Origin of the sequence: Hydrobacter penzbergensis (assembly GCF_900106985.1) — a bacterium.
Lineage (GTDB): Bacteria > Bacteroidota > Bacteroidia > Chitinophagales > Chitinophagaceae > Sediminibacterium > Sediminibacterium magnilacihabitans.
This window is the reverse complement of sequence record NZ_FNNO01000006.1, coordinates 128,238-155,215: the sequence shown is the minus strand read 5'-3', so window position 1 is coordinate 155,215 and position 26,978 is coordinate 128,238. Positions and strand designations below refer to the sequence as shown.

The 26,978-nt window shown below is 39.8% G+C and carries 23 protein-coding genes; 20 read left to right on the top strand and 3 right to left on the bottom strand.

The features are described from left to right. Positions 1-4 precede the first annotated feature (4 nt). The 20 genes from BLU98_RS08515 to BLU98_RS08420 all read left to right on the top strand — a co-directional run bounded on the left by BLU98_RS08515 (position 5) and on the right by BLU98_RS08420 (position 21,740). Positions 5-1,117, top strand: a complete 1,113-nt coding sequence (locus tag BLU98_RS08515) for a DegT/DnrJ/EryC1/StrS family aminotransferase (protein ID WP_092723608.1) — start codon at positions 5-7, stop codon at positions 1,115-1,117. Further along, positions 1,086-2,369, top strand: a complete 1,284-nt coding sequence (locus tag BLU98_RS08510) for a hypothetical protein (protein WP_092723607.1) — start codon at positions 1,086-1,088, stop codon at positions 2,367-2,369. Before BLU98_RS08515 ends, BLU98_RS08510 begins: the two co-directional genes overlap by 32 nt. A gap of 14 nt (positions 2,370-2,383) precedes the next feature. Further along, the gene (locus BLU98_RS08505; RefSeq protein ID WP_092723606.1) at positions 2,384-3,514 is read left to right on the top strand and encodes a DegT/DnrJ/EryC1/StrS family aminotransferase; all 1,131 of its coding nucleotides are present in this window, start codon (positions 2,384-2,386) and stop codon (positions 3,512-3,514) included. Positions 3,515-3,551: 37 nt separating this feature from the next. Further along, positions 3,552-4,328, top strand: a complete 777-nt coding sequence (gene rfbF / locus BLU98_RS08500) for a glucose-1-phosphate cytidylyltransferase (protein WP_092723605.1) — start codon at positions 3,552-3,554, stop codon at positions 4,326-4,328. Between the two features lie 3 nt (positions 4,329-4,331). Further along, positions 4,332-5,429: a CDP-glucose 4,6-dehydratase gene (gene rfbG / locus BLU98_RS08495; RefSeq protein ID WP_092723604.1), complete on the top strand. Its 1,098-nt coding sequence runs from the start codon at positions 4,332-4,334 to the stop codon at positions 5,427-5,429. Positions 5,430-5,435: 6 nt separating this feature from the next. After that, the gene (locus BLU98_RS08490) at positions 5,436-5,885 is read left to right on the top strand and encodes a dTDP-4-dehydrorhamnose 3,5-epimerase family protein (RefSeq protein ID WP_092723603.1); all 450 of its coding nucleotides are present in this window, start codon (positions 5,436-5,438) and stop codon (positions 5,883-5,885) included. Beyond that, the gene (locus tag BLU98_RS08485) at positions 5,872-6,804 is read left to right on the top strand and encodes a glycosyltransferase family 2 protein (RefSeq protein ID WP_092723602.1); all 933 of its coding nucleotides are present in this window, start codon (positions 5,872-5,874) and stop codon (positions 6,802-6,804) included. The genes BLU98_RS08490 and BLU98_RS08485 overlap by 14 nt, the downstream gene beginning before the upstream one ends. A 3-nt stretch (positions 6,805-6,807) precedes the next feature. Continuing rightward, the gene (locus tag BLU98_RS08480) at positions 6,808-7,995 is read left to right on the top strand and encodes an O-antigen polymerase (RefSeq protein ID WP_092723601.1); all 1,188 of its coding nucleotides are present in this window, start codon (positions 6,808-6,810) and stop codon (positions 7,993-7,995) included. Between the two features lies 1 nt (position 7,996). Then, positions 7,997-9,013, top strand: coding sequence for a polysaccharide biosynthesis protein (locus tag BLU98_RS08475; RefSeq protein WP_092723600.1), 1,017 nt, complete (start codon positions 7,997-7,999; stop codon positions 9,011-9,013). Between the two features lie 120 nt (positions 9,014-9,133). Further along, complete coding sequence (locus tag BLU98_RS08470; protein WP_092723664.1) at positions 9,134-10,258, top strand: polysaccharide biosynthesis C-terminal domain-containing protein; 1,125 nt, start codon at positions 9,134-9,136, stop codon at positions 10,256-10,258. A 2-nt stretch (positions 10,259-10,260) separates the two neighbouring features. Next, complete coding sequence (gene wecB, locus BLU98_RS08465; protein ID WP_092723599.1) at positions 10,261-11,394, top strand: non-hydrolyzing UDP-N-acetylglucosamine 2-epimerase; 1,134 nt, start codon at positions 10,261-10,263, stop codon at positions 11,392-11,394. Then, positions 11,366-12,607, top strand: a complete 1,242-nt coding sequence (locus BLU98_RS08460; protein WP_092723598.1) for a glycosyltransferase family 4 protein — start codon at positions 11,366-11,368, stop codon at positions 12,605-12,607. The genes wecB and BLU98_RS08460 overlap by 29 nt, the downstream gene beginning before the upstream one ends. A gap of 8 nt (positions 12,608-12,615) precedes the next feature. Further along, on the top strand, positions 12,616-13,512 hold the full coding sequence (locus tag BLU98_RS08455; RefSeq protein ID WP_092723597.1) for an NAD-dependent epimerase/dehydratase family protein: 897 nt from the start codon (positions 12,616-12,618) through the stop codon (positions 13,510-13,512). A 125-nt stretch (positions 13,513-13,637) separates the two neighbouring features. Continuing rightward, a complete protein-coding gene (locus BLU98_RS08450) occupies positions 13,638-14,594 on the top strand; it encodes an MraY family glycosyltransferase (protein WP_092723596.1) in 957 nt (318 codons plus the stop codon). Positions 14,595-14,619: 25 nt separating this feature from the next. Beyond that, positions 14,620-16,560, top strand: coding sequence for a polysaccharide biosynthesis protein (locus BLU98_RS08445; protein WP_092723595.1), 1,941 nt, complete (start codon positions 14,620-14,622; stop codon positions 16,558-16,560). Between the two features lie 143 nt (positions 16,561-16,703). Continuing rightward, positions 16,704-18,257: a capsule assembly Wzi family protein gene (locus tag BLU98_RS08440; protein WP_257574832.1), complete on the top strand. Its 1,554-nt coding sequence runs from the start codon at positions 16,704-16,706 to the stop codon at positions 18,255-18,257. 28 nt (positions 18,258-18,285) lie between these two features. Next, positions 18,286-19,872 carry a capsule assembly Wzi family protein gene (locus tag BLU98_RS08435; protein ID WP_257574831.1) on the top strand — a complete coding sequence of 529 codons (1,587 nt, stop codon included), beginning with the start codon at positions 18,286-18,288 and terminating at the stop codon, positions 19,870-19,872. 75 nt (positions 19,873-19,947) lie between these two features. Then, the gene (locus tag BLU98_RS08430) at positions 19,948-20,307 is read left to right on the top strand and encodes a helix-turn-helix transcriptional regulator (protein WP_257574830.1); all 360 of its coding nucleotides are present in this window, start codon (positions 19,948-19,950) and stop codon (positions 20,305-20,307) included. Between the two features lie 28 nt (positions 20,308-20,335). Next, positions 20,336-21,337 carry a HipA domain-containing protein gene (locus BLU98_RS08425; protein WP_092723592.1) on the top strand — a complete coding sequence of 334 codons (1,002 nt, stop codon included), beginning with the start codon at positions 20,336-20,338 and terminating at the stop codon, positions 21,335-21,337. 1 nt (position 21,338) lies between these two features. Then, on the top strand, positions 21,339-21,740 hold the full coding sequence (locus BLU98_RS08420; RefSeq protein ID WP_092723591.1) for a HipA N-terminal domain-containing protein: 402 nt from the start codon (positions 21,339-21,341) through the stop codon (positions 21,738-21,740). Between the two features lie 42 nt (positions 21,741-21,782). Here BLU98_RS08420 and BLU98_RS08415 read toward each other — a convergent pair whose 3' ends face one another. The 3 genes from BLU98_RS08415 to BLU98_RS08405 form a co-directional block, all read right to left on the bottom strand. Then, the gene (locus BLU98_RS08415; protein WP_092723590.1) at positions 21,783-22,835 is read right to left on the bottom strand and encodes a hypothetical protein; all 1,053 of its coding nucleotides are present in this window, start codon (positions 22,833-22,835) and stop codon (positions 21,783-21,785) included. A 110-nt stretch (positions 22,836-22,945) separates the two neighbouring features. Further along, complete coding sequence (locus BLU98_RS08410) at positions 22,946-25,240, bottom strand: SLBB domain-containing protein (protein ID WP_092723589.1); 2,295 nt, start codon at positions 25,238-25,240, stop codon at positions 22,946-22,948. A gap of 45 nt (positions 25,241-25,285) precedes the next feature. Continuing rightward, positions 25,286-26,938 (bottom strand): capsule assembly Wzi family protein, encoded by a 1,653-nt coding sequence (locus BLU98_RS08405; RefSeq protein WP_092723588.1) that lies wholly within the window; start codon positions 26,936-26,938, stop codon positions 25,286-25,288. Positions 26,939-26,978: the final 40 nt, after the last annotated feature.

Below are 26,978 nucleotides of genomic sequence, written 5' to 3'. Positions count from 1 at the left end.
TTAAATGAAAGTTCCTTTCCTCAATCTTAAGAAAATCAACGAAAAGCACAAGGATGAATTATGTAAAGCGTTTAACCAGGTCTTGGAAAGCGGATGGTATATTATGGGGGAAAGGTTAAAAGCTTTTGAGCAAGAATTTTCTTCCTATTGCGGAGTGAAACATACTATAGGTGTTGCTAATGGGCTGGATGCACTTATATTGATAATACGTGCATATAAAGAACTCGGAATTTTGCGAGAAGGAGATGAGATCGTAGTACCAGCAAATACCTATATAGCTAGCATTCTTTCCATATCTGAAAATGGCTTAAGACCTGTATTGGTTGAGCCTGATCCACAAACATTTAATTTGGACAGCAAAAAGATTACCAAAGTCATAACTAATAAAACGAAAGCTATTTTGTTAGTTCACTTGTATGGACAAATGTGCGAGATGGAAGCTATTAAGAAGATTGCTGATGATTATGGCTTATTACTAATTGAAGATTGTGCGCAATCTCAAGGAGCAGTTTGGTCCGGAACAAGAAGTGGTAATTGGGGTAATGCTGCGGGGTTTAGTTTTTATCCTGGCAAAAACCTGGGAGCACTTGGTGATGCCGGGGCTATTACTACAAATGACGACAGACTATCAGAAGTAGTGCGGGCCCTGCGCAATTATGGATCAGAGATAAAATACTATAATATGTATAAGGGAGTCAATAGCAGGCTCGATGAATTGCAAGCAGCCTTATTGCTTGTAAAATTGAAACACTTGGATGCTGAAAATGCTATTCGCAGATCAATTGCATCAAAATATATATCAGATATTATACATCCAAATATTACTTTGCCTACCGTAATCCAGGAAGAGGCACATGTGTGGCACCTCTTTGTTGTACAAGTCGAAAACAGAGATAAATTTCAGCGGCACTTGTCAGAGCTAGGGGTCCAAACTGTGATACATTATCCAATAGCCCCCCATAAACAAAAAGCTTATAAAGAGTTCAATCATCTAGAATTTCCGATAACCCAGAAAATTCATAATACTGTAATTAGCTTACCTGTTGATATTACAATGTCTGATGAAGACATCAATTATATAATTGATGCCTGCAATAGCTATAATGAAACAATTTAATAATTTTCAGCAATATTCTATTTGTTTCTTTTTTCCTTATCATGAGGTAAGTGGCGTTCCTGTTTTGTTTTCTAGAATGGCAAATACGATTATTGACCAATACCCTTTCATAGATGTTTCAATCATTGATTACAATAATGGCGCGATAGCAAGAAATTTTACTTCAAATGATAAAGTAAGAATTATTGAGTTTAAAGACGGTCAAAGAGTCTCCCCACCCGACGACTGCGTACTGATTATGCAGTCGATCCTCCCGTATGCAATGAGGCCTGAGCTGTTGATTAAGCCGAAAACAAAAATATTATTGTGGACATTACACCCTGAGAATTTAGTACCGATATTGATTCCTTTGCCAGGATTACGAAATATTCAAAATCACTATTTCCAATTCTACAAAACCATCGCTTCTCTTTTTTTTAGAAAACGAATCAAGTTGTGTAAGGAATATATTCGAATTGCTAATATTCGAAAAGGACTTTATTTCATGGATGGGCCTAATTTTGAGAAAACAATTAAATACCTTTTCCTTGATCGGTTCGATGTAGATTTCTTGCCTGTACCATCAGTACCTTCTTTATTTAAAGAAGAAAAAACGATTAATACGGATGTGATTTATTTTTGTTGGGTTGGCAGATTGTGCGACTTTAAGTCCCATATTCTTATACATACGCTTAAGAAATTATCGACTATCGCCGCAAAGACTCAAAAAAGAATTTATTATTATGTTATCGGAGAAGGGCCTTTTAGGGAAAGAATATCTATGCTTAATATTGATAACCATTATTTTAAACTTGATATGAAAGGACCAATGACACCCGATGCATTAGACCGATTCCTTGCCACAGAGGTTAACGTGCTTACTGCAATGGGTACCTCAGCACTTGAAGGGGCAAAATTGGCAATACCAACAATTTTACTTGATATCTCTTATTACCCAATAAAAGGTGATTATTTGTTCAGATGGTTGCATGATACAAAAGACTATGATCTCGGTCATGATATAAGTTCCAAAGATTATGTTGAAAATAATTCTTCCCTTGAGACAATGTTTCTATCACTTTTTGAACAGTATGAAGAATTGTCGAGAAAAGCATTCGAATATTTTAAAAATAACCATGATATAGGTGTTACAGCACGTAGGCTTGTTTCAGCAATAGAGCACACAAATTTTGCCATAGAAAATGTTCCGCCGTATTTATTGAAAAGAACTTTTTTGCGGAAACTATACGATAAAATGCGTGGGTTCAATTAAATTTATTTTTGTATATGATTAGGTTGTCTAAATCAGTTGTCGGCACTGAAGAAGTAGAAGCAATTACCAAGGTATTATTACAGGACGGATACCTGGGAATGGGAAAAGAGGTAGATTTATTTGAAGAAGAGATTGCTAATTATCTTGGAGTAAAACGCTCTTCAGTTGTTTGCGTTAGCTCTGGCACTGCAGCATTACATCTTGCAGTACAAGCAGTTGCCAGACAAGGAGACGAAGTGTTAGTCCCTTCATTCACATTTATATCATCATTTCAGGCCATCTCTGCCAGTGGAGCAACTCCTGTTGCTTGTAATATTTACAAGGATTCATTAACAATAGATATTGAGCATGCGGAGAGCAGAATAACAAACAGAACAAAAGCTATTATGCCGGTACATTATGCGAGTAATCCGGTAAATCTTGAGAAAATTTACCGCTTAGCCGCGAAATATAAGCTACGAGTAATTGAGGATGCTGCACATTGTTTCGGATGTAGTTATCAATCAAGTAAAATAGGTTCGTTTGGAGACATAATTTGCTTTTCTTTTGACGGAATTAAAAATATTACCAGTGGAGAGGGGGGAGCTATTATTACATCCGATGAAAAGATTCAATCACTAGTAAAAGATGCGCGACTCTTGGGTATAATGAGTGATACCGAAAAAAGATTTTCTGGAAAACGTAGTTGGGATTTTGAAGTTGTTGATCAGGGCTATCGTTACCACATGAGTAATATATTTGCTGCTATTGGACGGGAGCAATTAAAAAAACTAGATACTGTCTTTGCTCCGACTAGAATAAAACTCGCAACAATCTACAAGGAATTGCTCTGCAAAAATTCATCAATTGCTATCCCAGTTACTGAAAAAAAGGCTTACATCGTACCTCACATATTTCCTATAAGAATTCTGAACGGAAAACGAGATGAAATAAAACAATATTTAGAAGCTAATGGAGTGCAAACTGGTATTCATTACAAACCTAACCATTTGCTTTCCTTATACTCGGATAAAAAAACTAAATTGGATGTGACGGAAGAAATTTATAAAGAAATATTAACCTTGCCATTGCACCCTGATCTGAAAGAAGAAGATATTTATTATGTTTCAGAATTAATCAATAGGTATTTAGGTTATACTGACTAGCATTGCCCCACGATTCTATAAATATAAAACACATCAAGTGAAAACAATTATTCTAGCAGGCGGACTTGGAACAAGGCTGAGTGAAGAAACCACACTTAAACCTAAACCAATGGTTGAAGTGGGTAACATGCCAATTTTGTGGCATATTCTGAAAATATATTCACACCACGGCTATAATGATTTTGCAATTGCTCTTGGATATAAAGGAGATGTAATCAAGGAATTTTTTCTTAATTATAAACTCCATAAAAGTGATATGCTGATTAATTTGAAATCTGGAAATGTGACTTTTCAAAATGACTTTTCAGAGGATTGGAACGTTGGCTTGCATGATACAGGGCCGCATTCTTTGACAGGCGGTAGGTTACTTAGATTAAAAAAGCTTTTCAAACCAGGAGATACATTTATGTTGACATATGGTGATGGAGTGGCAGATGTGAACATAAAGGAGTTGGTTTCATTTCACAAGGCACATGGTAAATTGGCAACTCTAACTGCAGTGAGGCCGCCAGCTCGATTCGGTTCGATTGTTATGCATAATGACGGAGATATTATTGAATTCAAAGAAAAGCCGCAAATAGGAGAAGGATGGATTAATGGGGGGTATTTTGTCTTTAATTATGATGTGTTTAATTATCTTGAAGACGGAGATGAGACAATTCTTGAAAAAGAGCCATTAGAAAATCTTTGTAGAGACCATCAGCTTGTGGCTTACAAGCACAATAATTTTTGGCAATGCATGGATACAATACGTGACAGAGATTATCTTAACAATATTTGGCAATCAGGCAATGCACCCTGGAAAAAATGGTAAATCATGTTTAAAGACATCTACAAAGGAAAAAGAGTTCTAGTAACTGGGCATACTGGTTTTAAAGGATCTTGGTTAACTATTTGGCTCCTTAATTTGGGAGCCGATGTGGCTGGATTTTCATTAGGTATTCCTTCCAAGCCATCACACTTTGAGAAATTAAATATTGAACCCAAAATTAATCACAATCTTGGAGACATTCGTAATTACGACGAAATTTATGCACTTTGCAACAAATTTAAGCCAGAGATAATTTTTCATTTAGCGGCTCAGCCCCTAGTCAGAGATTCGTATGCAGACCCCAAAGGGACTTTTGAGACAAATATGATTGGAACGTTGAATGTACTGGAAGTTATCAGGAATATGGCAGATGCTGTTAAAGTAGGTTTGATTATAACAAGCGATAAGGCATATGATAACGTGGAATGGGTACATGGATATCGTGAAAACGACAAACTAGGTGGAGAAGATCCTTACAGTGGCTCAAAAGGAGCCGCTGAGCTTATAGCTAACTCTTACATGAAGTCTTTCTTCCTTTCAGGTTTCCCGAATCTGGCAACTACCAGGGCCGGGAATGTTATCGGTGGAGGAGATTGGGCAAAGGACCGTATAGTGCCCGATATTGTAAGATCATGGTCGTCGAACAAAGCAGTCGAAATCCGAAACCCACATAGTACAAGGCCCTGGCAGCATGTATTAGAACCACTGAGCGGCTACCTTTGCCTGGCTAGCGAATTATATAACGAGCACTCTGTAAACAGGAATACCTCATATAATTTCGGCCCCGATTCAAAAGTCAATAAAACAGTAGGAGAGTTAATTGAAGAAATGAAACTGTATTGGAATGAGAGTGCAGGCTGGATTAACCGATATGTTAATGATGGAAAAAAGGAAGCAAACCTTTTAAAATTGGCTTGCGATAAAGCGAATATTGAATTAAAATGGTATCCGGTTTTAAATTTTCATGAAACTATTCAATTAACTACAAGCTGGTATGTTGATTTTTATTCTGGTCAAACTGATATATTTCAATTAACAAGAGAGCATATCGATTTTTATACTGCCAAAGCAAAAGAGCGAAATATTAATTGGGCATTGAATTAAATAGTTATGATGGATAAAATACATGATTTACTCTGTGTTCCACTCAAGCAAATAATTGACGAGCGTGGAGCAGTATATCAATACCTTAAATCCACGGGAGATACTTTTAGAGGATTTGGTGAGGCCTATTATTCTAAAGTGAATACTAATGTGGTTAAAGGGTGGAAGTTTCACAAAGAGATACATCAACATTTCTGTGTTCCATTCGGGAGAATTAAATTGATAGCTTATGATTGTCGAATAGATTCACCCAGCTATGGTGCGATTCAGGAAATTATTATTGATGATAGAGAAAATTATCAGATGATTTCAATGCGACCGGAGATATGGTACAGTTTTCAAGCATTGTCCGAACCATTTGCATTACTGGCTAATATTATCAACAAACCACATGATCCAGCGGAATCGCTGAATTTGCCATTGGATAATAAGGAGATACCCTATGTCTGGAAATAAAACTGAGCCATTGGTGAGTGTCATCATTAATTGTTATAATGGTGACAAATTTCTCAGACAAGCTATAGATTCTGTTTGCTCACAAACATATAAAAACTGGGAGATTATATTTTGGGACAATTGTTCTTCTGATAAGAGTGCAGATATAGCAAAAGAATACGGAGACCGATTAAAATATTTCAGGGCTGAGATAAATACTCCGCTTGGGCATGCGCGTAATCTTGCTATGCAGAAAGCGAATGGAGAATTTATAGCATTTTTGGATGTTGATGATATTTGGTACCCCGATAAATTATCATTACAAATCAATGAAATATTAACCGATAATGATTATTGTATTTGTTACTCGGGAGTAGAAGAGGTTTTAGAAGACGAGACGCATTTCCGCTATTATATTCCGGGTTATAAATCGGGCTATCTTATTAATCAGCTTTTGGAAAACTTCAACATTCATATTGTTGCAGCTTTGATCAGGAAAAGTTGTTTGGAAGAGTCAAATATGAAATTTGATGAGCATTTAACTGCCTCAGAAGAATATTGCTTATTCATAAACCTGAGCCTTATGTATCCCATTGCAGTTGTTAACCAGCCGTTGGTCAAATACCGTGTCAGCATGAATTCACTGACCTCTAGAATGTCTGACAAACTTGGATATGAGCGACGGTATTCATTGGAACTTCTTAAAACAAAACAACATTTCTCTAACAAGGTCAATATTCAGAAGTTTAAGAAAGCTTATTTACACTCATATTATTATGATGCAAAATATCATGTAACTATTGGTAACAGATGGAAAGCAATTAATTGCATGATAAAGACACAGCTTAGTGATATAAAGCATATATTTCTATTTTTTATACTTTTCCTACCATTAAGTGCATGGAAGAAAGTTCATATGTATTATCGAAATAGACACTAACCTTTGAAACTTAGATTTGATATATCAAGACCAGATCTTCTTTTTCTTATTGTCTGGGCGTTACCATTTATTTTACTGCAGTTTTTCAGCTTAGATTTTTTTATTGGAATATCTCCTAAAACGTATTGGCTTGTTATCGGAAATGTTGTTTCTTTTTTGGTCATTTATAAAACGTTTAAGCTGCTCTTTGCACATAAAATTTTATCGATCCCCAAACCTGATATTACTTTTAGCCTGGGAAAGGCCATGTCTTTTATCAGGCTTGTTTTTCCTATTTGGATCGCTCTTTACTGTGTAACAATCATATATTCCAAAGGATTTCCATTATTATGGATATTAAGCGGACAATCGAGAACATATGATGAGTTTGGTGTGCCAACTTTGTCAGGCTTTTTAAACATGGTGAGGGCGTTCTTATGTGTGTTGTGTCTGATTGTGTGGCTGAAAAATAAACAAAGAAGATATATATATATATTCATATTCCTAATTATTTCTGCTTTCTTCTTTGAAGCAAACAGAGGTGGCGGTCTTGTTCTGGTCTTGCATCCTGTTGGGTACTATTTATTTATAAAGAGATTTAAACTGGTCCAACTGTTCAAGGTAGCGTTTTATGCATTGATCTTCCTTGCTTTTTTGGGTTTCATGGAACAATATCGTTATCTGCGAAACGATGAGTATGATATATACCAAAAGTTTGAAAATCTTAATTTATCATCCAGTGAGCCTAATATAGCGTTAGTTTATCTTTTGCCTCCCGTTTTATATGTAACAACGCCTGTTCAAAATTTAAATTATCTGGTAGTATCAGGAAACACTCCTAATTATATCCCCTTTTATTCATTGATGTCTCTATTACCTACTGTAATAAGAAACCAGCTCATCGATCAAAATAATAAGGACTATGGAGAACTATTAAATGAAACCTATAATACTACAAGTTTTTATACACCTTTTATAAGAGATTTTGGTATTACTATCACAGTTATCTTGGTAATAATAATACAAATGATCGTTTCCTATGTTCATATAATGGCAAAATACACAGAAAATAATTTTTACAAACTTTTATATCCTGTTTTCTTCATGTGTATCATATTATCCCCATTTAATTTATATTTTACTTCGTTGGTTACTGTTCTTTATCCATTTATATGCGCTGCATTTGTCAACCTTAAAACAAAAAAAACCTAAAATGATTTTATTAATTACAGGTGGTACAGGTTCATTTGGTAATGCTGTTCTGAAACGTGTTTTGCACGAAGACCAATTTAGTGAAATACGTATTTTTTCGAGAGATGAGAAGAAGCAAGATGATATGCGCAAAGCGATTAATAATGACAAAGTGAAGTTTTACATTGGAGATATAAGGGATCAACAATCAATTGATGCGGTAGCTAAAGGCGTCGATTATATCTTTCATGCTGCCGCACTTAAACAAGTACCGTCTTGTGAATTCTTTCCAATAGAAGCGGTCAAAACCAATATACTTGGAACAGATAATTTACTTACATCTGCAGAAAGATATGGTATTAAGAAAGTAGTAGTCCTCAGCACCGATAAAGCAGCTTATCCGATTAATGCAATGGGCATGTCAAAAGCGCTTATGGAAAAAGTAATGGTTGCTCGTTCCAGAAACCTGGACGAAACCAGAACTATATTTTGTGGAACTCGTTACGGAAATGTAATGGCGTCCAGAGGCTCAGTAATTCCTTTATTTATTAATCAATTGAAGGCCGGGAAACCATTGACAATTACTGACCCTAATATGACAAGATTTATGATGACTTTGGAAGACGCTGTTGATTTAGTGCTATATGCATTTGACAATGCAAGGAACGGAGACTTATTTGTGCAAAAATCTCCAGCTGCAACAATTGATGTACTTGCTAAAGCTTTAATTGAATTGTATCAATCTTCTGTAGAGTTAAGAGTTATTGGCACAAGGCATGGAGAAAAACTTTTCGAAACCCTTGTAAATAGAGAAGATATGATTAAAGCAGAAGATTTGAATAAATATTACCGTATACCTGCGGATAATAGAGATTTGAACTATGAACAATATTTTTCTGAAGGGGAAAAGAATATTGTTCAACAGGATGAATATCACTCACATAATACCCATCGCCTGAATATAGAGGAAATGAAAGCCCTTCTTATGAAATTACCAATTGTACAACAAGATATTGATAAAACAAAAGTTTATCATTAGTCAAATAGATCATCAATCTGCTGTTTTATTTGATTATGCTGATATTAACTGTACAAAATATGCTTTCATGATGGTTTGAGCGTTTTTTTTGCACAAGTTATAAAACGAATTGAGAAAGAAATGAAAAAGATTGGAATTACAGGGCAACATGGATTTATTGGAACCCATCTTGCTAACAATATCTTGTTGCAAAAAGACGAATACGAATTAATCCCCTTTAAAAAAGAGAGTTTCGAGGATCAGCATCAGTTGAAAAATTGGGTGAGTGAGTGTGATATCATTATTCATTTGGCAGGAATAAATAGGCATGATGATCTGAAAGAGCTTTACAGATTAAACGTCTCTTTTGCAGAAAAATTGATAGCAGCTTTAGAAGAAGCAAACCATAAACCGTTCTTGTTGTTTTCTTCTTCAATACAAGAGGAAAATAATAATGAATATGGAAACGCTAAAAAGAAGGCCCGGGAAATCCTTCACGATTGGTCTATTAGAAACGATTCAAAATTTTGTGGGTTATTGATACCTAATGTTTTTGGACCGCTTGGTAAACCTTTTTATAATTCGGGAATTGCAACTTTTTGTTACCAACTTACTCATGAGCTAGAACCCAAGGTATTAAAGAATAATTATCTGAAACTTATTTATATCGATGACCTTATTAAGTATATATTCGAGATAATAAGAAAGGAGCAATTTTCGCCGCAATATTATATCCCCGCAACATATGAGCGAAAAGTATCAGATATTTTATTGATACTAGATAGCTTCAAGCGAATCTATTTTGAAAAAGGAGAAATCCCCGATTTGAAAGACCCATTTCACCTTAATTTGTTTAATACGTTTCGTGCTGCAATCGATCATAAAACTTACTTTCCAAGAAAATTTTCAATTCATAGTGATGAAAGAGGTGTATTTGTTGAACTAATTAAGTTATATGATAAAGGCCAGATTTCGTTTTCTACAACAAAGCCCGGCATAATAAGAGGGAATCACTTTCATACCAGAAAGATAGAACGTTTTGCTGTGATCAAAGGAAGAGCAATTATTAAGCTGCGTTGTTATCGAACAGATGAAGTAATAAGTTTTGAAATTGATGGAACAACCTCGCCAGCATACGTTGATATGCCGGTTTGGTATTCACATAATATTGCAAATATTGGTGAGGATGAACTAATAACAGTTTTTTGGATAAACGAGATTTACGATCCAAACGATGCAGATACTTATATGGAAAATGTCAATTGAAAATGAAAAAATTAAGAGTAATAACAGTAGTAGGGACAAGGCCAGAAATCATCAGATTGTCTAGGATCATTGCAGCCTTGGACGATTCAAAATCTATAGAACATATTTTGGTTCATACTGGTCAAAATTATGACTATGAATTAAATCAGATCTTTTTTGATGATCTGCAGATTAGGAAACCAGATTTCTTCCTTAACGCAGCAGGAGAAACTGCTACGGAAACAATAGGGAATATATTAATTAAAATAGACCCATTGCTACAGGAAATCAATCCGGATGCTTTTTTGGTTTTGGGAGATACCAATTCTTGCCTTTGTGCAATACCAGCAAAGAAAAGGCATATTCCTATTTTCCATTTGGAAGCTGGAAACAGATGTTTTGATCAACGAGTACCTGAAGAAACCAACCGTAAGATTGTTGATCACATATCCGATATTAACCTGACATACAGTGATATAGCAAGGGAGTACTTACTTAGGGAAGGATTCCCGTCAGACCGGGTCATCAAAGTGGGGTCTCCAATGTGCGAGGTACTTTCTCACTATTCCTCGCTTATTACATCGTCGGAAATTATACAAAAGCTCGGTATAGAAAAATATAAATACTTTGTAGTATCAGCACACCGGGAAGAAAATATAAATAATGAAACCAATTTTAATGGGCTAGTCCACAGCCTGAACTGTATCGTAGAGGAATATAATTATCCTATTATTTTTAGTACGCACCCCAGGACAAGAAAAATGTTAACTGCCAAGAACATCTCTTTACATGAAAATGTTAAGCAGTTGAAGCCAATGGGATTTGTAGACTATAATGCTTTACAACTTCATTCTAAAGCTGTTCTGTCTGATAGCGGAACTATTTCTGAAGAATCTTCTATTTTGAATTTTCCTGCACTAAATCTGAGGCAAGCGCATGAGCGGCCTGAAGCAATGGAAGAAGCTTCTGTTATGATGGTAGGATTAAATTCAGATAGAATCCTTCAAGCTTTAGTCCAACTTGAAAAACAAAAGAGAGGAGAGGATCGATCAATGAGACAAGTATATGATTATTCCATGTCGAATGTTTCAGAAAAAGTTGTGAGAATTATATTAAGTTATACTGATTATGTTAAAAGAACGGTTTGGAGTGAATAAAAACTGTAAAAATGAAAGGGATGTATGGATAATTTCAGAATTATTTTATCCAGAGACAATTTCTACGGGATATATTATGACAGAGATCGCTGAATGGTTATCTAAGTCTGCAAAAATCTCTGTGATTGCAGGTCCAAATTCATATGACCCTAAAGCAATTTTAGGAAAGGGCACGAGCGATTTGCAATATGAAGTTTATCGCATAACTAATGTTGCATATGATAAAAATAAATCGATTTCTCGCTTATTAGGGCAATTGCTTCTTTCTTTCCGTATGCTTCGTTTGATGCTGAAAATCATTCCCAATGGTGCAAGGTTGCTAATGGTCACGAACCCAATTTTACTTCTTTGGTTTACCAGTTTTTTTAGTAAAAAAAGACGATGGGATATCACACTGATTGTACATGACGTGTTTCCTGATAATGCAGCTGCGGGGGGCTTTGTCAAAAAGGGTTCTATTTTTTTTAAAATCCTCCAGAAAATATTCAGCAGATCATATCAATTGGCAAATAAACTTATTGTGATTGGCAGCGATATGGAAGACCTGATTAAAAAGAAAGTGAATAACAAAACTTCTATTGAAGTAATAACAAATTGGGCGGACCCGGAAATTATCCCGCTTGAAATAAAAAACTATAACGAGTATTACCCATTTGAAGTCAATGGGAAATTGATAATTCAATTTGCAGGAAATATTGGGAGACTACAAGGGCTTGATCATTTTTTCAACGCATTACAGGAGACAAAAAAAAGAAATTTTGTTGTAGTGTTAATAGGAGAAGGGGCCTTAAAACCAATTCTTGAAAAATTTAAAGCGAGCGAAAGTATTGATAATGTTCATTTTTTGAATCCCAAATCAAGATCAGAGCAATGTCAATTCCTTAATAATTGCGATATTGGATTAGTTACACTTAGCCCGGGCATGTATGGATTAGGAGTCCCTTCTAAAGTATATAATATTCTTTCTGTAGGTAAACCCATATTATATATTGGAGATAAAAATACAGAAATTGCAAAGTACATAGAATATTATAAAGTAGGATGGGCATTTACTTGGGAAGATAAAATAAGTCTGATAAACTTCCTGGAGAATATAGCAACTATTGAGCCTAATGAGATAATAGTAAAGGGCAGGAATGCTAGGGCATTAGCTGAGAGCAGATTTACGAAAGAAAAAATACTTGAAGAGTATAAAGAGGTTATTTTTAATTAGCTTTTACAATGAAAATCTTGTTGACAGGAGGGAAGGGATTTCTTGGCAATACAATAGCTGAATATTTTAAGTGTAATGCAGGATATGAAATTAAGGTATTAAGTAGAGACATCAATAGTGATTATAGTGTTGATTTGGCCACTACGACTTTTTATTTGCGAGAACAATTTGATGTTGTAATACACGCAGCAGGGAAAGCGCATAGTATTCCTAAAACAGGAATAGAAGCGCAGAAATTTTTCGATGTTAATTTTAACGGGACAGTTAATCTATTGACTTCACTAGAAGCCTCCCTTCCCAAAACTTTTGTTTTTATGAGCTCCGTTTCAGTTTATGGAATTTCTGAAGGGAAAGATATTTCAGAGTCACATGTTCTTTCCGCAGAAGACCCTTATGGAAAGAGTAAGGCTTTAGCGGAACAGGAAATTTTAAAATGGTGCAGCCATAATCGGGTAAAATGCGTGATTTTTCGACTACCATTATTGGTTGGGCTAGGGGCGCCAGGAAATTTAAAATCCATGATAAAGGGAATAAAAAAGGGCTATTACTTTAATATTGATGGTGGAAGAGCGAGGAGGAGTATGTTGTTGGTTAATGATGTGCCTAGAGCGATAGAAGCGGTTCTCGACACATCTGGAATTTTTAATCTTACAGACGGTGCTCATCCATCTTATAAAGAATTGAGTAATGCCATTGCTTTGCAACTTGGTAAAAGAAAAATATATAATATGCCATATCAAGTTGCATTTTTCTTGGCAAAATTCGGAGATTTCTTCGGAGCAAAATTCCCTATTAATTCTTGTAAATTTAGGAAGCTCACTGAGTCTTTGACATTTGATGATGAGAAAATCCGAAAGAAACTTAAATGGCAATCATCATCTGTTCTCGAAAACATTCGTATTTAAACAGTTTTCATTATTTCAAGATTCATGTGTCCTAGCATTCTCCTGAAAATAATAAAATAAATGCATCGTGCTCTTTTGTAGTAAGATTGATAAGGCCTGCGCGAAATAGAAACAAAAAATATCTAATGAATTTGCTTATATATTTAATGCTGTCTTTTAGCTGCGAGATCATTTATTTTCAAATAGCAAAAAAATTTAACATAATTGATAAACCAAATCAACGAAGCTCTCATACATTAATCACGATAAGAGGAGGAGGAGTTGTTTTCTCAGCTATGCTTTTGATCTGGTATTTACAGAATCAAGATTTCAGCTATTTTATCATAGGTCTTATGGCGATATCTCTAATTAGTTTATGGGATGATGTCAGTACTTTGTCTAATAACAAAAGGATTGTAGTACATGTCATTTCAGTCTGCCTTTTACTGATGGATGCAAAACTAAGCCTGAAATGGTATGCTTATCCAGCAGTTTTTATATGTATAGTCGGAATGATTAATGTTTATAATTTCATGGATGGAATTAATGGTTTAACCGCTTTATACTCACTAATAAATATGGTATCATTATATTGGGTCAATGAGTATCAGGCGCTCTACATAAAGAGCTCAATTTTTTTACCAGTCATTGCGTCCTTGATCGTATTCTCCTTTTTTAATGTCAGAAAAGTAGCTAAATGTTTTGCAGGGGATGTTGGGAGTGTATCTATGGCTTTTATAGTCAGCATTTTTCTGATTAACCTAATTTGCGTAACAAATAGCCTGTTGTGGGGTATTTTTTTGGGCGTATACGGAATAGATTCATTGTTTACTATATGCTGCCGGCTATTGCGAAAAGAGAACATTTTCCAGGCTCATCGTTCACATTTCTATCAGTTTTTGGTTAATGAATTAGGGTGGAAACACGTTACGGTTAGCAGTTTATATGCTGGAATACAATTCTTATTGAATATTATAGTAGTCATAAGCTATTGGAAAAATCTTCCTTTTCTGGCAATCTTGGGACTATTTGTAATTCTTATAATATATATTATCTTTAGGCTCCATTTAGAAGGTAAACACCGATTGTTTGCTAAGTATTGATTGGTAATAACGATAAACTAGTAACATGTTTAGAAAATTAAGCATTGTTCCACGCTGGATTATATTTTTAATTGACTTAGCTATTTGTGGATTCTCTTTTGGATTCTCATCTCTTATAAAGCATAATCTAACATTTGCAGGGATTAACCTGCACGATTTAAGTGGAAATCTTCTGATCATATTACTGATTAACTCTATTGTTTTTATTAATTTTCGCACTTATGCTGGTATCATAAGGTATACTGGGGTACAAGATGCCTTACGTATCTGTTATGCTATTGCAATGAGCACTAGTGTTCTCTTCTTTATTAGCCTTGTGGCTTCTAACTCAGGCGGAGCATTATTTTTTTCCAATGTAACGTTGATAATCTATGCACTTTTTAGTTTTCTGTTTCTTATTTCTTATCGCGTGTTGGTAAAATATGCATTTAGCTACTTACGTAATTACAAGATGGATCGGAAGCACGTGATCATTTATGGTGCTGGAGAGGCAGGATTTGCTACAAAACGGGTATTGGAACATGATACTACTAATAATGTAAATATTGTGGCTTTTTTAGATGATGATTTACGCAAGGTAGGTAAGGTTGTAGATGGTATTAAAATTCAACATATTTCCGATTTGCAAACTATTTCTCTTGCGAATAATGTTGATGAGCTTATCATCGCCGCCTTTAACCTTCATCCTTCTAAAAAGAATGAGTTAGTGGATTTTTGTTTGGACCATGATATTACGGTATTAAATGTACCGCCAGTAGACAAATGGATTAATGGACGATTTTCAACGAGACAATTACAAACAATAAAAATAGAAGACCTATTAGAACGAGAGCCGATTCGCATTAATAACGAAGAAATTCAAAATCAAATTAAAAATAAACGAATTTTGGTTACAGGTGCTGCTGGTTCTATTGGTAGTGAAATAGTTCGGCAATTGTTGAAATTCGATCCTCAAACTATTGTGCTTTGTGATCAGGCCGAAACCCCTTTGCATCAAATGGAGTTGGAATTACAAGATGCTAAAACTAAAACCAACTGTTTTTCATTTCTTGGTGATGTAACCAACTACGATAGGATGGAAGAGCTCTTTAATCTATTCGAACCACACTATGTATACCATGCGGCAGCTTATAAGCACGTACCTATGATGGAATTATGCCCCTCAGAGGCTATTTTGACCAATGTGTTAGGAACGAAAATTATGGCTGATCTGGCTATAAAACACAAAGTGCAACGCTTTGTGATGGTATCTACTGATAAGGCAGTAAATCCGACTAATGTGATGGGAGCTTCTAAGCGATTAGCTGAGACTTATGTACAATCGTTGCATTATCACCAGATAGCAAATCTAGCTAACAATAACCATCATACTACTACAAAATTCATTACCACTCGTTTCGGAAATGTATTGGGGTCTAACGGTTCAGTTATTATAAGGTTTAAAGAACAGATTGAGAAAGGGGGACCTGTAACAGTAACACACCCCAATATTACACGCTTCTTTATGACCATACCGGAGGCTTGTCAACTGGTGTTGGAAGCTGGGTCCATGGGAAAAGGAGGAGAAATTTTCGTGTTTGACATGGGAAAGCCTGTTCCTATTGTGGATTTAGCTAAAAAAATGATTAGATTATACGGATTGGTACCTGGCATTGATGTTGATATAAAATATACAGGATTAAGACCAGGTGAGAAATTGTATGAAGAATTGCTGACAGACTCTGAAAACACTTTGCCGACCTATCATGAGAAAATCATGATTGCTAAAGTAAGGCAGAATCATCTGGATGATATGTTGCATCATTTCGAGGACTTATTTTCACTGGCCAAACAAAAAGATGGTACGATGCAAATGGTGGCGAAAATGAAAGAACTGGTTCCGGAGTTTGTGAGCAATAATTCGGTATTTGAGCAGTTGGATGGGGATAAGGCGGCAGTGATTGAGATGAATAGAGCGGTGTCTTGATCGGGGAGACCCTTCGACTCGCTTCGCTCGCTCAGGGTGACGTTCTTTGTTCGCTCAGGGTGACGACGTTTTTTAATATGGCGAATAGATATAAAAGTAGCTTACTGAGATTAGGTAAGCTTTTTGTTTTTTTAATGGGGGGATTGCAGGTAGCTGCCCAGGGAGTGGAGATAGGATCGGTAAATGATCAGGCATTGCGGATGTTGCAATTGCAAGGGAAACTGGATGCAAAGTATTCTCTAATGGCACGCCCTTTTTTTGCGGAAGGGACCATTACATCTGACAGCATTTATAAACTGATTGATGATAGTGCCGGCATAAATGTGACCAGAAAACGAATAGGAGACAAAGGGATATTAGAAATTTTCCCTCTTACCATCAACAGCCAATTGAATACACATCACCCTTATGGATGGAATCAACCTGGGTTTGTACAGGCGAATGGATGGCAAGGGCTTATTACTGCTGGCGCTTATACTGCTATTGGGCCATTGAGTATACAGGTAAAGCCTGTAGTAGTATATGCTGCTAACACCGGTTTTGAACATACTAACACGTATGGCGCGGTAACAAAAGGTAGTTACTCGCGTGCCTTACCTGGCCAATCCAGTATCCGGCTGAATGCCGGAGCTGTTTCATTAGGTATTTCTACGGAAAATCTTTGGTGGGGGCCAGGTAGTTTTAATTCCTTGCTGATGAGCAATAACGCACCCGGATTCCTGCACCTTACTTTCAATTCTACAAGACCTGTAAAAACCCCCATTGGAAATTTTGAATGGCAATTGGTGAGTGGAAAACTTTACGAGGATACTATGTTGTTGAGAGAGGACAAGAACTTAACTACTACTTACTACAATCCTAAAACATACAGTGGTGATGGTTATAGTGGCCCTTATGATCCCAAGCAAAAATGGCGATATTTCAATGGTATTACGATTACTTACCAACCCAAATGGATTAAAGGGCTCTTCCTGGGCATTAATAGAATAGCCTATGCATACAATGATAGCTTGCAAAGTGGGAATAGCAATTTCTTCCACAGCTATATGCCTGTGATCTTTGGGGTATTTAGAGAGAGCTATGCTTACGGAACACAACAAGGGGTTAAAAAAAGGTACAAACAAATGCTAAGCTTGCACGCACGTTATCTATTGCCCCAAGCTCATACCGAATTTTATGCTGAATATGGCTGGGGAGATAATCTGTTCAATATCCGCGACTTTGCGCTTAATGTGCCCCATTCAACTGCCTATATCCTGGGAGCACGCAAAATGATCCCCCTGAGTGCTAAGAATCAATGGCTGGATGTACAAGCAGAACTGACAAGGCTTTCGCAACCTTCGGATTACATTCCCCGAAACGCTGGAAACTGGTACGGCTACCAGGGCGGTTACACCCAACAAAGCCGCATCATCGGCGCCGGCATTGGCCCTGGGAACAATGTACAAACCTTCGCCACTACCTGGGTGCACGGCTGGAAACGCTTGGGTATAAAATTGGAGCGGCTTCAGCATGACCCTAACAGTTACCCCGTTTACTGGTCAGACTATTCCGTGGGCTTTACCGGCCAGCAACGTTTCGGTAAATGGATAGCCAGCTCACTTCTGCAATTCATCCAGTCGAAAAACTATACCTGGGAAGCCGGAAAAGACCGCTTCAACTTTTATGGAACCCTGAACCTCACTTATGTATTCTAAGCTATTTTTATTTTTTGCTTTATCCTTCTTGACAGTTAGTGAAGGTTGGGGGCAGTCTTTCACCAGCGACCGGCTCAAAGAGCTCTTCCGTAACCAGCAATTACTGGGTACTTACCGATCGAATCATTCGCTCATGGTCAATGCCAACCAGTTGCCATTAGCCGATCTGGATTCGGCTCTGGGCATAAAAGCACAGCAACCTGTCATCGGGTTTCTCCCGACCCAACTGGTACAGCAATACAACAGCCAGTTACCGTACGATTGGAACAATGGCGCCATGATACCCGCCCGCGGTTACCAGTTACAGGCCTCGGTAGGCGTACACGCCCAACTAGGCCGCCACCTTGAAATACAACTGGCCCCCGAAGCCGTACTAGCTGAAAACCGGGTCTTTGAACAATTCTCTTCCCAACTGGGCGATAAATCATGGGCAGCGCGATACCGTTTCTGGAACACCATCGACATGCCCGATCGTTTCGGCAACGACCATTACCAAAAACTGTTCCCCGGCCAGTCTTTCATCCGCTACAATACCCGCTCCCTTTCCTTCGGTATTTCTACGCAAAACCTATGGTGGGGGCCCGCTTACCGCAATGCACTCATCATGAGCAGCAATGCCCCCGGTTTCCTGCACGCTACCATCAATACCATCCGCCCGCTGCACACCGGCATAGGCGATTTTGAAGGGCAGATCATTGCCGGCAAACTGGATGGCAGCGATGTATTGCCACCCCGCACCTACAGCGTTTACAACGGCCAGTTCCTGTACCAGCCCAAAAACGATGAATGGCGCTACCTGGCCGGGATGGTGCTCACCTGGCGACCCAAATGGACACCCAACCTCTTCCTGGGCTTTGCCAAAGCCTCTTATCTCTACAACAGTGATATCTCCAACCCGCTTGATGTGCTGCCCTTTGAAGGCTTCCTGGGACACCGGCGTACCCAGGCCGAACGCACCGGTAAGAAAGCTTCCCTGGGCTCCCTCTTCATGCGTTATATAATGCCGAATGAGCAAGCTGAGATGTACCTGGAATATGGCCGCAAAGACATTTCCATGATGCCCTGGAACGTACTGCAGAACGCGCCCTACCGCAGGGCCTTCACAGGTGGGTTCCGCAAACTCTTCGATTGGAAAAACCAAAGCCATATTCTGCTGGCAGTAGAGTTAACGCAATTGCAAGCCCCCGATGCCACCCTTATACGCAACCCCGATAGCTGGTATACCCATACCTATGTGCGGCAGGGCTATACACAACTGGGCCGCCCGCTGGGTGCCGGCATAGGCCCAGGCAGTAATAGCCAGACACTGGAAATAGCCTGGGTAAAAGGATTGAAAAAAATAGGCATCCAGTTCGAACGCCTCCGCCACAATGGCGATTTTTATTATTATGCTTTTGAATCGATCGGCGATTTCCGCCGCAACTGGGTAGACATTTCCACCACCTTCAAAGCCGATTGGAACTACCAGCGATTCTTCTTCTCCGGCCAACTCGGCATCATCCGCTCCCTCAACTACCAATGGCTGGTAATACAGTTAGATCCCCGCAATTATTTTGCACCGGGTAACGAGTATTTGAATATCGCCGCTAAAATAGGCGTCGGTTACCGGTTCTAGTATTCTTTCCATTCCTCCCATAATGATAAATATATTTTACAAAAAAAACTATATTTGTAAAATATATTTATCATTATGGAAATGAAAAACGCTTCCATCCTGCCAAGTGTTGCTAAAACACTTGCTTCATTGGGGGAAAATATTAAGCTGGCGAGGTTACGCAGAAAACTAAGTACAGAAGAGGTAGCAGAAAGAGCAAACATCAGCCGGCCAACCTTACACGCTGTCGAGAAAGGCTCACCACGTGCATCCATTGGCGCTTATGCACAAGTCCTTTTTGTATTAAACCTGGAGAAAGATCTGTTAAAAGTAGCTGCGGATGATATATTAGGCAGAAAGCTTCAGGATGCAGGGCTTACTGTGAAAGAAAGGTCTCCCAAAAAACCAACGAAAAATAACATGGCTTTACATACAAAAAAGAATACGGGTATTTGATTCAGAATTAAATACAAAAGAAAAGGAAGTGAATAACAGAGGGAATTTAAGGGTCGAAAAATCAAAAGCTTGTTCATTAGTGAATGAATATGCAATTTCACTGTTGAAAGAGGACGAATACCTTGTCAAGAATTACGAGTTGGATGGGGATGCTCCTAAGCAATTTATTAAAGCATACTTTTATGAGGAAGGTAGTACAGTTCGAAAGTCATCCTCAAGTTCCTGGCACTCCTATATTGCAAAGACCGCTGAAAAGTGGTATCCTCATGAGTCGGTTATAGAATATATGATAAATCGGATAGGGCAGGTACTTGGCTTAAATATGAATGATATTCGATTGGTGCGGGCAAATGGTCAAATTAGGTTCCTTAGTAAATATTTCTTGAAGAAAAATGATAAACTGATTCATGGCGCTGAAATTTGCGGGGAACATCTTGGAGATCAATTAATGGCACAGGAAATTGCAAACAATAAGACAACTTCAAGGGAACTTTTTACATTTGAATTTATTAAAGACTCAATAAGGTCCGTTTTTCCTGAGAGCTTTGATAATCTGTTAGTTGAACTTGTGAAGATGATCACATTTGATGCGTTGGTAGGCAATAACGACAGACATTTTTACAATTGGGGTGTCATAGATACGAAGAAAAAAACGTCAAAATTGCCTACATTTGCGCCCATTTACGATTCGGCAAGGGGTTTGCTTTGGAATCTAAATGATGAAAATATTAAGCACTTTTTGAATGTGCATAAAAATGGTGGCAAGAAAGTTGTAAATTATATTGAAGAGGCGAGTCCAAGAATCAGTATCGAAGGGAATACACAAGCCAACCATTTTCAATTAATTAATTTTCTCAAAAAATATAATTCAGAATATCCCGAGATCGTTAATGAATTGGCAAATGCAGAGAATGAAGAAAACGTGCTTAAAATGTTGAGAAGCGAATTTTTCCCATTATTCATTTCTCAACGTTCTGAGATAATAACACTAATTTTAGAAACGAGGTTTAAAAAAATACGAGGTATTTAACATGCTACGCAAAATTAAAAATTGGTTTAGCAAAAGTGATGATGATACAGAATTAGAAGTACAACTTCCCAAAGAAGAAGATGCGAAATTTATCCTTACTGTAGATAATATTCGCATAGGAATGCTTTATTGTGATAAGGGAGATTGGTACTTTAAATACACAGAAGATTTCAAAGATCATTCTAATGAGTATAATCGTATTGTTGGTTTTCCAGACTTAAATAAGACATACAAAAGCGAGACGCTGTGGCCGTTCTTCCAAATCCGTATCCCCGGATTAAAACAACCCGCTATACAGGAGATTCTTGAAAATGAAAAAATCAATAAGGAAAACGAAGCAGCTTTATTAAAACGTTTCGGCCAAAAATCTATTTCTAACCCTTATAAATTGGTAATGGGTTGAAAATACTTTGATGATGAGAAGCTTAGAGGTTAAAATTTTATTTTAAACCGGCTTCCGATAAAACCAGGCCAGCAACAACACACTTGCGGCAAACCCGATAGCTCCTCCCGCTGCCGCAGCCATCCACCAGTGCAACTCATTTTTTTTCAACGGTAACTCCGGCGTGTCTACCACCTGCACGGTGGGCGTTTCCTGTATCAGCGCCGTTCTGCTGATCTCCAGGTTCTTTACAATTTCTGCATAGATCGTTCCCTGCACCACTTTATCCCTCGAAGAAATTTCCGCTGTCACTTCCGGCGCTGTATAAACTGGGTTTACATCCAGCAACATACGACTGGCATCTGCCGCCGAATAAGTTTTGCGGTTCAGGGCATATTGTAAACTATCGGCCTTGGCCTGTAAACGCTTTACATTGGTTGACAACCTGCGCGTTTTGGTTTCAATATAAAAATCGGCCGACTCCTGTAACAATCTTTTACAGAACAACTGGCTCAGTTGCTCATTGCGCATGGTGGTTTGCATTTCAAAAAAACCCAGCTTACGGTCGGGCTTGGCAATGCTCAGCTCTTTTTCTCCTATCTGTTTGATGATGCGTTGCAGCAGGCTGTCTCCCAGCCGGCCGAACGTGCTAAGGCCGGGTGTAAAATCTACCTGCTTACCCACTTTGCTGCTGTTCTTCCATTTTTCTTTCCATCCATAAGTATCTGCGTACAAGTCGGCCAGGGAATATTGTTTGTTGCTGTCGACAGGCGTGAGCAGGGTCTTTTTAATCAAATGCTGACTCCGCACCAGCTCCAGCACATTATCACCTGCCAGTACGCCGCTGGCGCCGCCTGAGAGGCTGCCGATATCAAAGCCGAATTGTCCCGCCAGGGCGCTCATGATGGAGCCGCCGCCTGTTTTGGCGTCTTCTACCACGAAGCTGAGCCGGGCTGTGTATGTAACCGGGCTTAACCAGGCTAATACCAATCCCACTACAATACCTGCTACGGTTACCAGCACCCAGGTGCGTACTTGCCCTAAGGCTGCTTTTATGCGTTGCAGGGCTTGCTGCCATTGAGTTTGGAATGAATAAGGTTCGTCTTCGGGTAACATGATATTTTTAATTTTCAATCGTCATCCCGAGCGTAGCCGAGGGATCTGCCCGAACGCGCTAGCAGCTCCTTCGACTCGCTGCGCTCGCTCAGGATGACGTTTTTTTTCGGTTATTTTCTGAGTACTGCTATCAAGCTAATCAGCGCAGTGAAAGAGCCGGTGAGCGCTGAAATTTCTATCACCGATAAACCGCGCTTTTCTCCTTCCAGCCGCTCGGGTACAATGATCTTACTGCCGGGCATTACACGCGGGTAATGACGGAAGAAAAGAAAATGACGGATCTTTTTATTGATGCCATTACTGTACGCCACATAAGCTTTGCGCAGGTTCCCTTTATCGGTTACCCCGCCCGCATCGGCAATATAAGACAACATCCGGCCAGAGCCATAGCTCAGGATCTGCGGTGTGAACACAGCCCCCTGCACTTCTACAAAAGGTACATTGCGCGGCACATAAATGCTGTCATCCGGCAGCAGCAGGAATTTTTCATTGCTGCGGTTGCCCGCTTCAAACAAATTGGTGCCTACGCGCAAATGGTTGCGGTACACCTGCACATTGGCCATCGATGCATAAGGCGTAATACCACCGGCGCGCAGCAACAGTTCCTGCACGGTCTCATCTCTCCGCTCCAGCGCATAATCGCCCGAATACAATACTTCACCCCTGAGTTTTACATTGCCCAGGGTATGGTAGTTGAGTAGTTTGGGAACGAACACATAATCGAGTGGTTGCAACAGGGTATGGCTGCTTTGCTGTAGGGTAGAATCTACATCTACCTTTAACAGGCTGAGCAGTTGGTTGGCCAGGGTATCGGATTTATTTTTCTCTAATCGTGATATCTCCACTTTGTGGGTAGCGGCATCGGCCGTAAAGCCGCCCGCCATTACAATAGCGTCTTCTACTGAAATACCCTGCCGGAACTCAAATGAGCCCGGGTTGCGCACATTACCGCCAACGGTAACACTCAGCACATCCCGTATGCTGTCGCGCGCAGGTATGTAAACAGAGTCTTCGCGGATCAATGCAATATCATTGCTTTTGCCCGATTGTATTTGGTTGAGGTCGAAAGAGACCAGCTCGCGCAGGGCGCCATTGTCGCGGAAGCGCACAATATATCCGCGGTTGCGGAACGCATCTTCGCGCAGGCCATCGGCCTTACGGATCAGTTGGGTAAGGGTAAGATCCTGGCTCAATTCGTAATTGCCGGGATGATACACCGCGCCGCTGATAACGACACGGTTGCTGAAACGGCTGAGTATTTTTTCTACCTGCACCGAATCGCCATTGCGGGGAAGGAAATAAGCAAAATCGGCGGCCGCCACATCACGCACCTTTCTTTCTTTATCGCCCAACTGCACCAACTTTACCGCGTCTTTGAGAGCATGATCGCCCAGTCCGCCGCCATAGCTAATGAGATCGGCCAGGGTTTCTTTGCCCAGCAGCTCATAGATCGCCGGGCGCTTTACTTCACCCGCCAGCATCACCCTTTTCTCGTACACAGGAAAACGGATCACATCCTGGTCCTGCAAACGGATATTGGGTAATGTGCCCTTTTGTAAGAATTCATAAAAGTCAACCGTCTGTAATACTTTATTGTCGCGGATCAGCTCAATTTTTCGCAAAGAGCCGTTCTGCGAAGGACCGCCGGAGAGGTACAATACGTTGAAAAAACTGGCCAGGGCTGTTACCGTATAATTACCCGGCTTCTCGGCTTCGCCGATCACACTTATCCGGATGCCCCGCACATTGCCAAGGGAAAGGTACAAGCGGGTGCGGCCCGATGCCAACCCGGGGTAAGGAACGCGCAGCCGGTTCTTGATCTGTTGTGTGGCTTGGTCGATAGTGAGACCGTTCAGGTTCACAAAACCGGCATGGGGCAATTCATAATTGCCTTCACGGCTGATCACAGCGGTATTGGTGAGTTCATTGAGACCCGAAAGGGAAAGCGTTAATTCATCATTGGCGCCCAATACATAACTGGCCGGGGTGGCCACATTGAAATTGGGCTCAAAAGACATCTCCGGACTATTGAAAAAATCAAACCCGTAGTAAGGAGAATTTTTTTTCAGCTGCGGCGTTTCAAAGATCCAGGTGGAGTCGCGCATGAAATTACTGGTATCCTTGATGATGGAGTTGGTGCTGAATCGTGATTTGGAACCCGCCTGTAACTGCACCAGCCTTTTTTTGAAAGCATTCACTTCAGTAGGACTCATCCCTTTCTGCACCAGCAAACGAACGGCATCGCTTTCAGACATGCCCGACTTCTGCGCCTGTTGCCACAGTTGAATGATCTGCTGGTCGGACAGCTGCGATACTTTGCCGGAGAAACTGCCGTTCTGCGCCAGGGCGGCGGTACCTGCCAAAGTAATGAACAGCCAACCCAGGCCACGGAAAAAATGCTTCATAGTATGGAATAAGTGCGACAAATATATAGGTTTTGAAGGAGAGGCTTAGAGCCCGTAACTCATGCCGATGTTCAGGGTATGGTCGTTGTACGACTGTCCCGTTTTATAATCGGTTACGTGCAGGTTGCTGATAAAGCCGCGCAGGTACAATTTATGCACCCATTGATAAGAGAGGCTGCCATACCATTCCTGGCGATGGTTTTGCAGGTCGAACAGGAAGGGCGGTTGCGGCTGTGCAAAATATTGCTGGTCTACAGTGCCGGGTCCGCCCTTGCGGATATACTGGTAGCGAACCATGCACTGGAGGCGGGGAGCAGGAGTGTATTTGAGGAAAGCGATCCACCGGTCGGCATTATTACCCATCCAGTCGCCCAGCAGGTAACTGTCGTGCGTATACAGTTGGGCGGGTATCAGGTTGCTGTACACAAAGGGCCTGATCTTGGTATATTCGGCGCCGATGGTGAGATAAGGGATGAACGCATCTGTAACGGAAGCGCCGATATTCATACCTATCTGGTTGCGGTTTTTTACCTTATCGAACACCTTTGACAGGAGTATCTCGTCGATGAACAGGGTGGAGTACAAATGGGTTTTGGGCAACTGGTTGCGCGAGCTCACCTGGAAAAAGAACTGACCGTTTGAGCCGTTGTTATTGTTGTTGTCATTGACCAGGTTGTCATAAGCTTTGAAGAACATGATGGGGATCAGGTAGCCCAACTCCAGCCGGTCGCTGTAGATCATCGATTCGCCTAAGCTGATATCCAATCCTTTTGTGGGCGTGATCTGTACACTATGCGTAGCCATATATTTGGCGATGGTGAACTCGCGAATGCCACCATAAACGGTGTTGCCGGTACGGTAGGAGCGGGTAGAGTCTATAATATCTGAATGCAGCCAGGCATGGGTATAGTTGAAGCTGAGCCAGGGCAGTGGCCGGTAATCGAGGCGTATATAGGGATAGGTAGGGGCTTTGTCGGACAATACCATCCGTCCGTTCTCGCCATAACCCCATAGCAGGTGATCCTGCCCGATGCTTACCGAACCATTCTTCCAGGTATAGGCTAATCCGGCGCGTATGGCGGTGTAGTTATGGCTTTTTTTATTGTCGGCAATACGGCCAACGATACCGGTTTCGGGCGTGTTTTGCCTGGTAGTATCCATACCCGGGCCTTTTTCGTTGATATCGTTGAGGGCAATGTACCACGACCAATGCTTACCGCCATACCCATATATATTGAACCCGGAGCTGTATTGCTTCACATCCTTGCCACTGCCGCGTATATAGCCGGCAGTGATCACCGGATCGGCCCTGAGCAGGAACTGTTTACCGGTATAAGAAAAAAAGCGCCAGCGCGCATAACCGTCTTTTTTGAAAACGGTAGGTTTGGTATCGATGGCCGATGAATCGCGCTGCAATTCTTTTGAATCGGTATATTCCTGACGATAGAAATCAAGCTCTTTTTGTTCTACCCGGCTAAGTTGTGTTTGGTGGGCAGCCAGGCTGTCGAGGCATTGTTCAATATAAATGCGGCTGAGTGGCCGGATATGATCATTGAAAACGATGAATCCCTTCTGCGCCATACGGGAAAGATAATTGTACACCTCGCCGCGGTGGTCTTCCCAAACAGATTGACCGCTAGCCTTAGGGGTAAATGCTTGAAAGCTAAACAAGAGTGCGAAAAATAAGATGCTTCTCATTTAAAAATAATTTACAATGTACCGAACGGTCAAAGGTAGG

Bases quoted from the DNA above. Each gene is read 5' to 3' on its own strand.
- BLU98_RS08515 (WP_092723608.1), top strand. From the start codon at position 5: ATGAAAGTTCCTTTCCTCAATCTTAAGAAAATCAACGAAAAGCACAAG.
- BLU98_RS08510 (WP_092723607.1), top strand. From the start codon at position 1,086: ATGCCTGCAATAGCTATAATGAAACAATTTAATAATTTTCAGCAATAT.
- BLU98_RS08505 (WP_092723606.1), top strand. From the start codon at position 2,384: ATGATTAGGTTGTCTAAATCAGTTGTCGGCACTGAAGAAGTAGAAGCA.
- rfbG (WP_092723604.1), top strand. From the start codon at position 4,332: ATGTTTAAAGACATCTACAAAGGAAAAAGAGTTCTAGTAACTGGGCAT.
- BLU98_RS08490 (WP_092723603.1), top strand. From the start codon at position 5,436: ATGATGGATAAAATACATGATTTACTCTGTGTTCCACTCAAGCAAATA.
- BLU98_RS08485 (WP_092723602.1), top strand. From the start codon at position 5,872: ATGTCTGGAAATAAAACTGAGCCATTGGTGAGTGTCATCATTAATTGT.
- BLU98_RS08475 (WP_092723600.1), top strand. From the start codon at position 7,997: ATGATTTTATTAATTACAGGTGGTACAGGTTCATTTGGTAATGCTGTT.
- BLU98_RS08470 (WP_092723664.1), top strand. From the start codon at position 9,134: ATGAAAAAGATTGGAATTACAGGGCAACATGGATTTATTGGAACCCAT.
- wecB (WP_092723599.1), top strand. From the start codon at position 10,261: ATGAAAAAATTAAGAGTAATAACAGTAGTAGGGACAAGGCCAGAAATC.
- BLU98_RS08460 (WP_092723598.1), top strand. From the start codon at position 11,366: ATGTTAAAAGAACGGTTTGGAGTGAATAAAAACTGTAAAAATGAAAGG.
- BLU98_RS08455 (WP_092723597.1), top strand. From the start codon at position 12,616: ATGAAAATCTTGTTGACAGGAGGGAAGGGATTTCTTGGCAATACAATA.
- BLU98_RS08450 (WP_092723596.1), top strand. From the start codon at position 13,638: ATGAATTTGCTTATATATTTAATGCTGTCTTTTAGCTGCGAGATCATT.
- BLU98_RS08445 (WP_092723595.1), top strand. From the start codon at position 14,620: ATGTTTAGAAAATTAAGCATTGTTCCACGCTGGATTATATTTTTAATT.
- BLU98_RS08430 (WP_257574830.1), top strand. From the start codon at position 19,948: ATGGAAATGAAAAACGCTTCCATCCTGCCAAGTGTTGCTAAAACACTT.
- BLU98_RS08420 (WP_092723591.1), top strand. From the start codon at position 21,339: ATGCTACGCAAAATTAAAAATTGGTTTAGCAAAAGTGATGATGATACA.
- BLU98_RS08415 (WP_092723590.1), bottom strand. From the start codon at position 22,835: ATGTTACCCGAAGACGAACCTTATTCATTCCAAACTCAATGGCAGCAA.
- BLU98_RS08410 (WP_092723589.1), bottom strand. From the start codon at position 25,240: ATGAAGCATTTTTTCCGTGGCCTGGGTTGGCTGTTCATTACTTTGGCA.
- BLU98_RS08405 (WP_092723588.1), bottom strand. From the start codon at position 26,938: ATGAGAAGCATCTTATTTTTCGCACTCTTGTTTAGCTTTCAAGCATTT.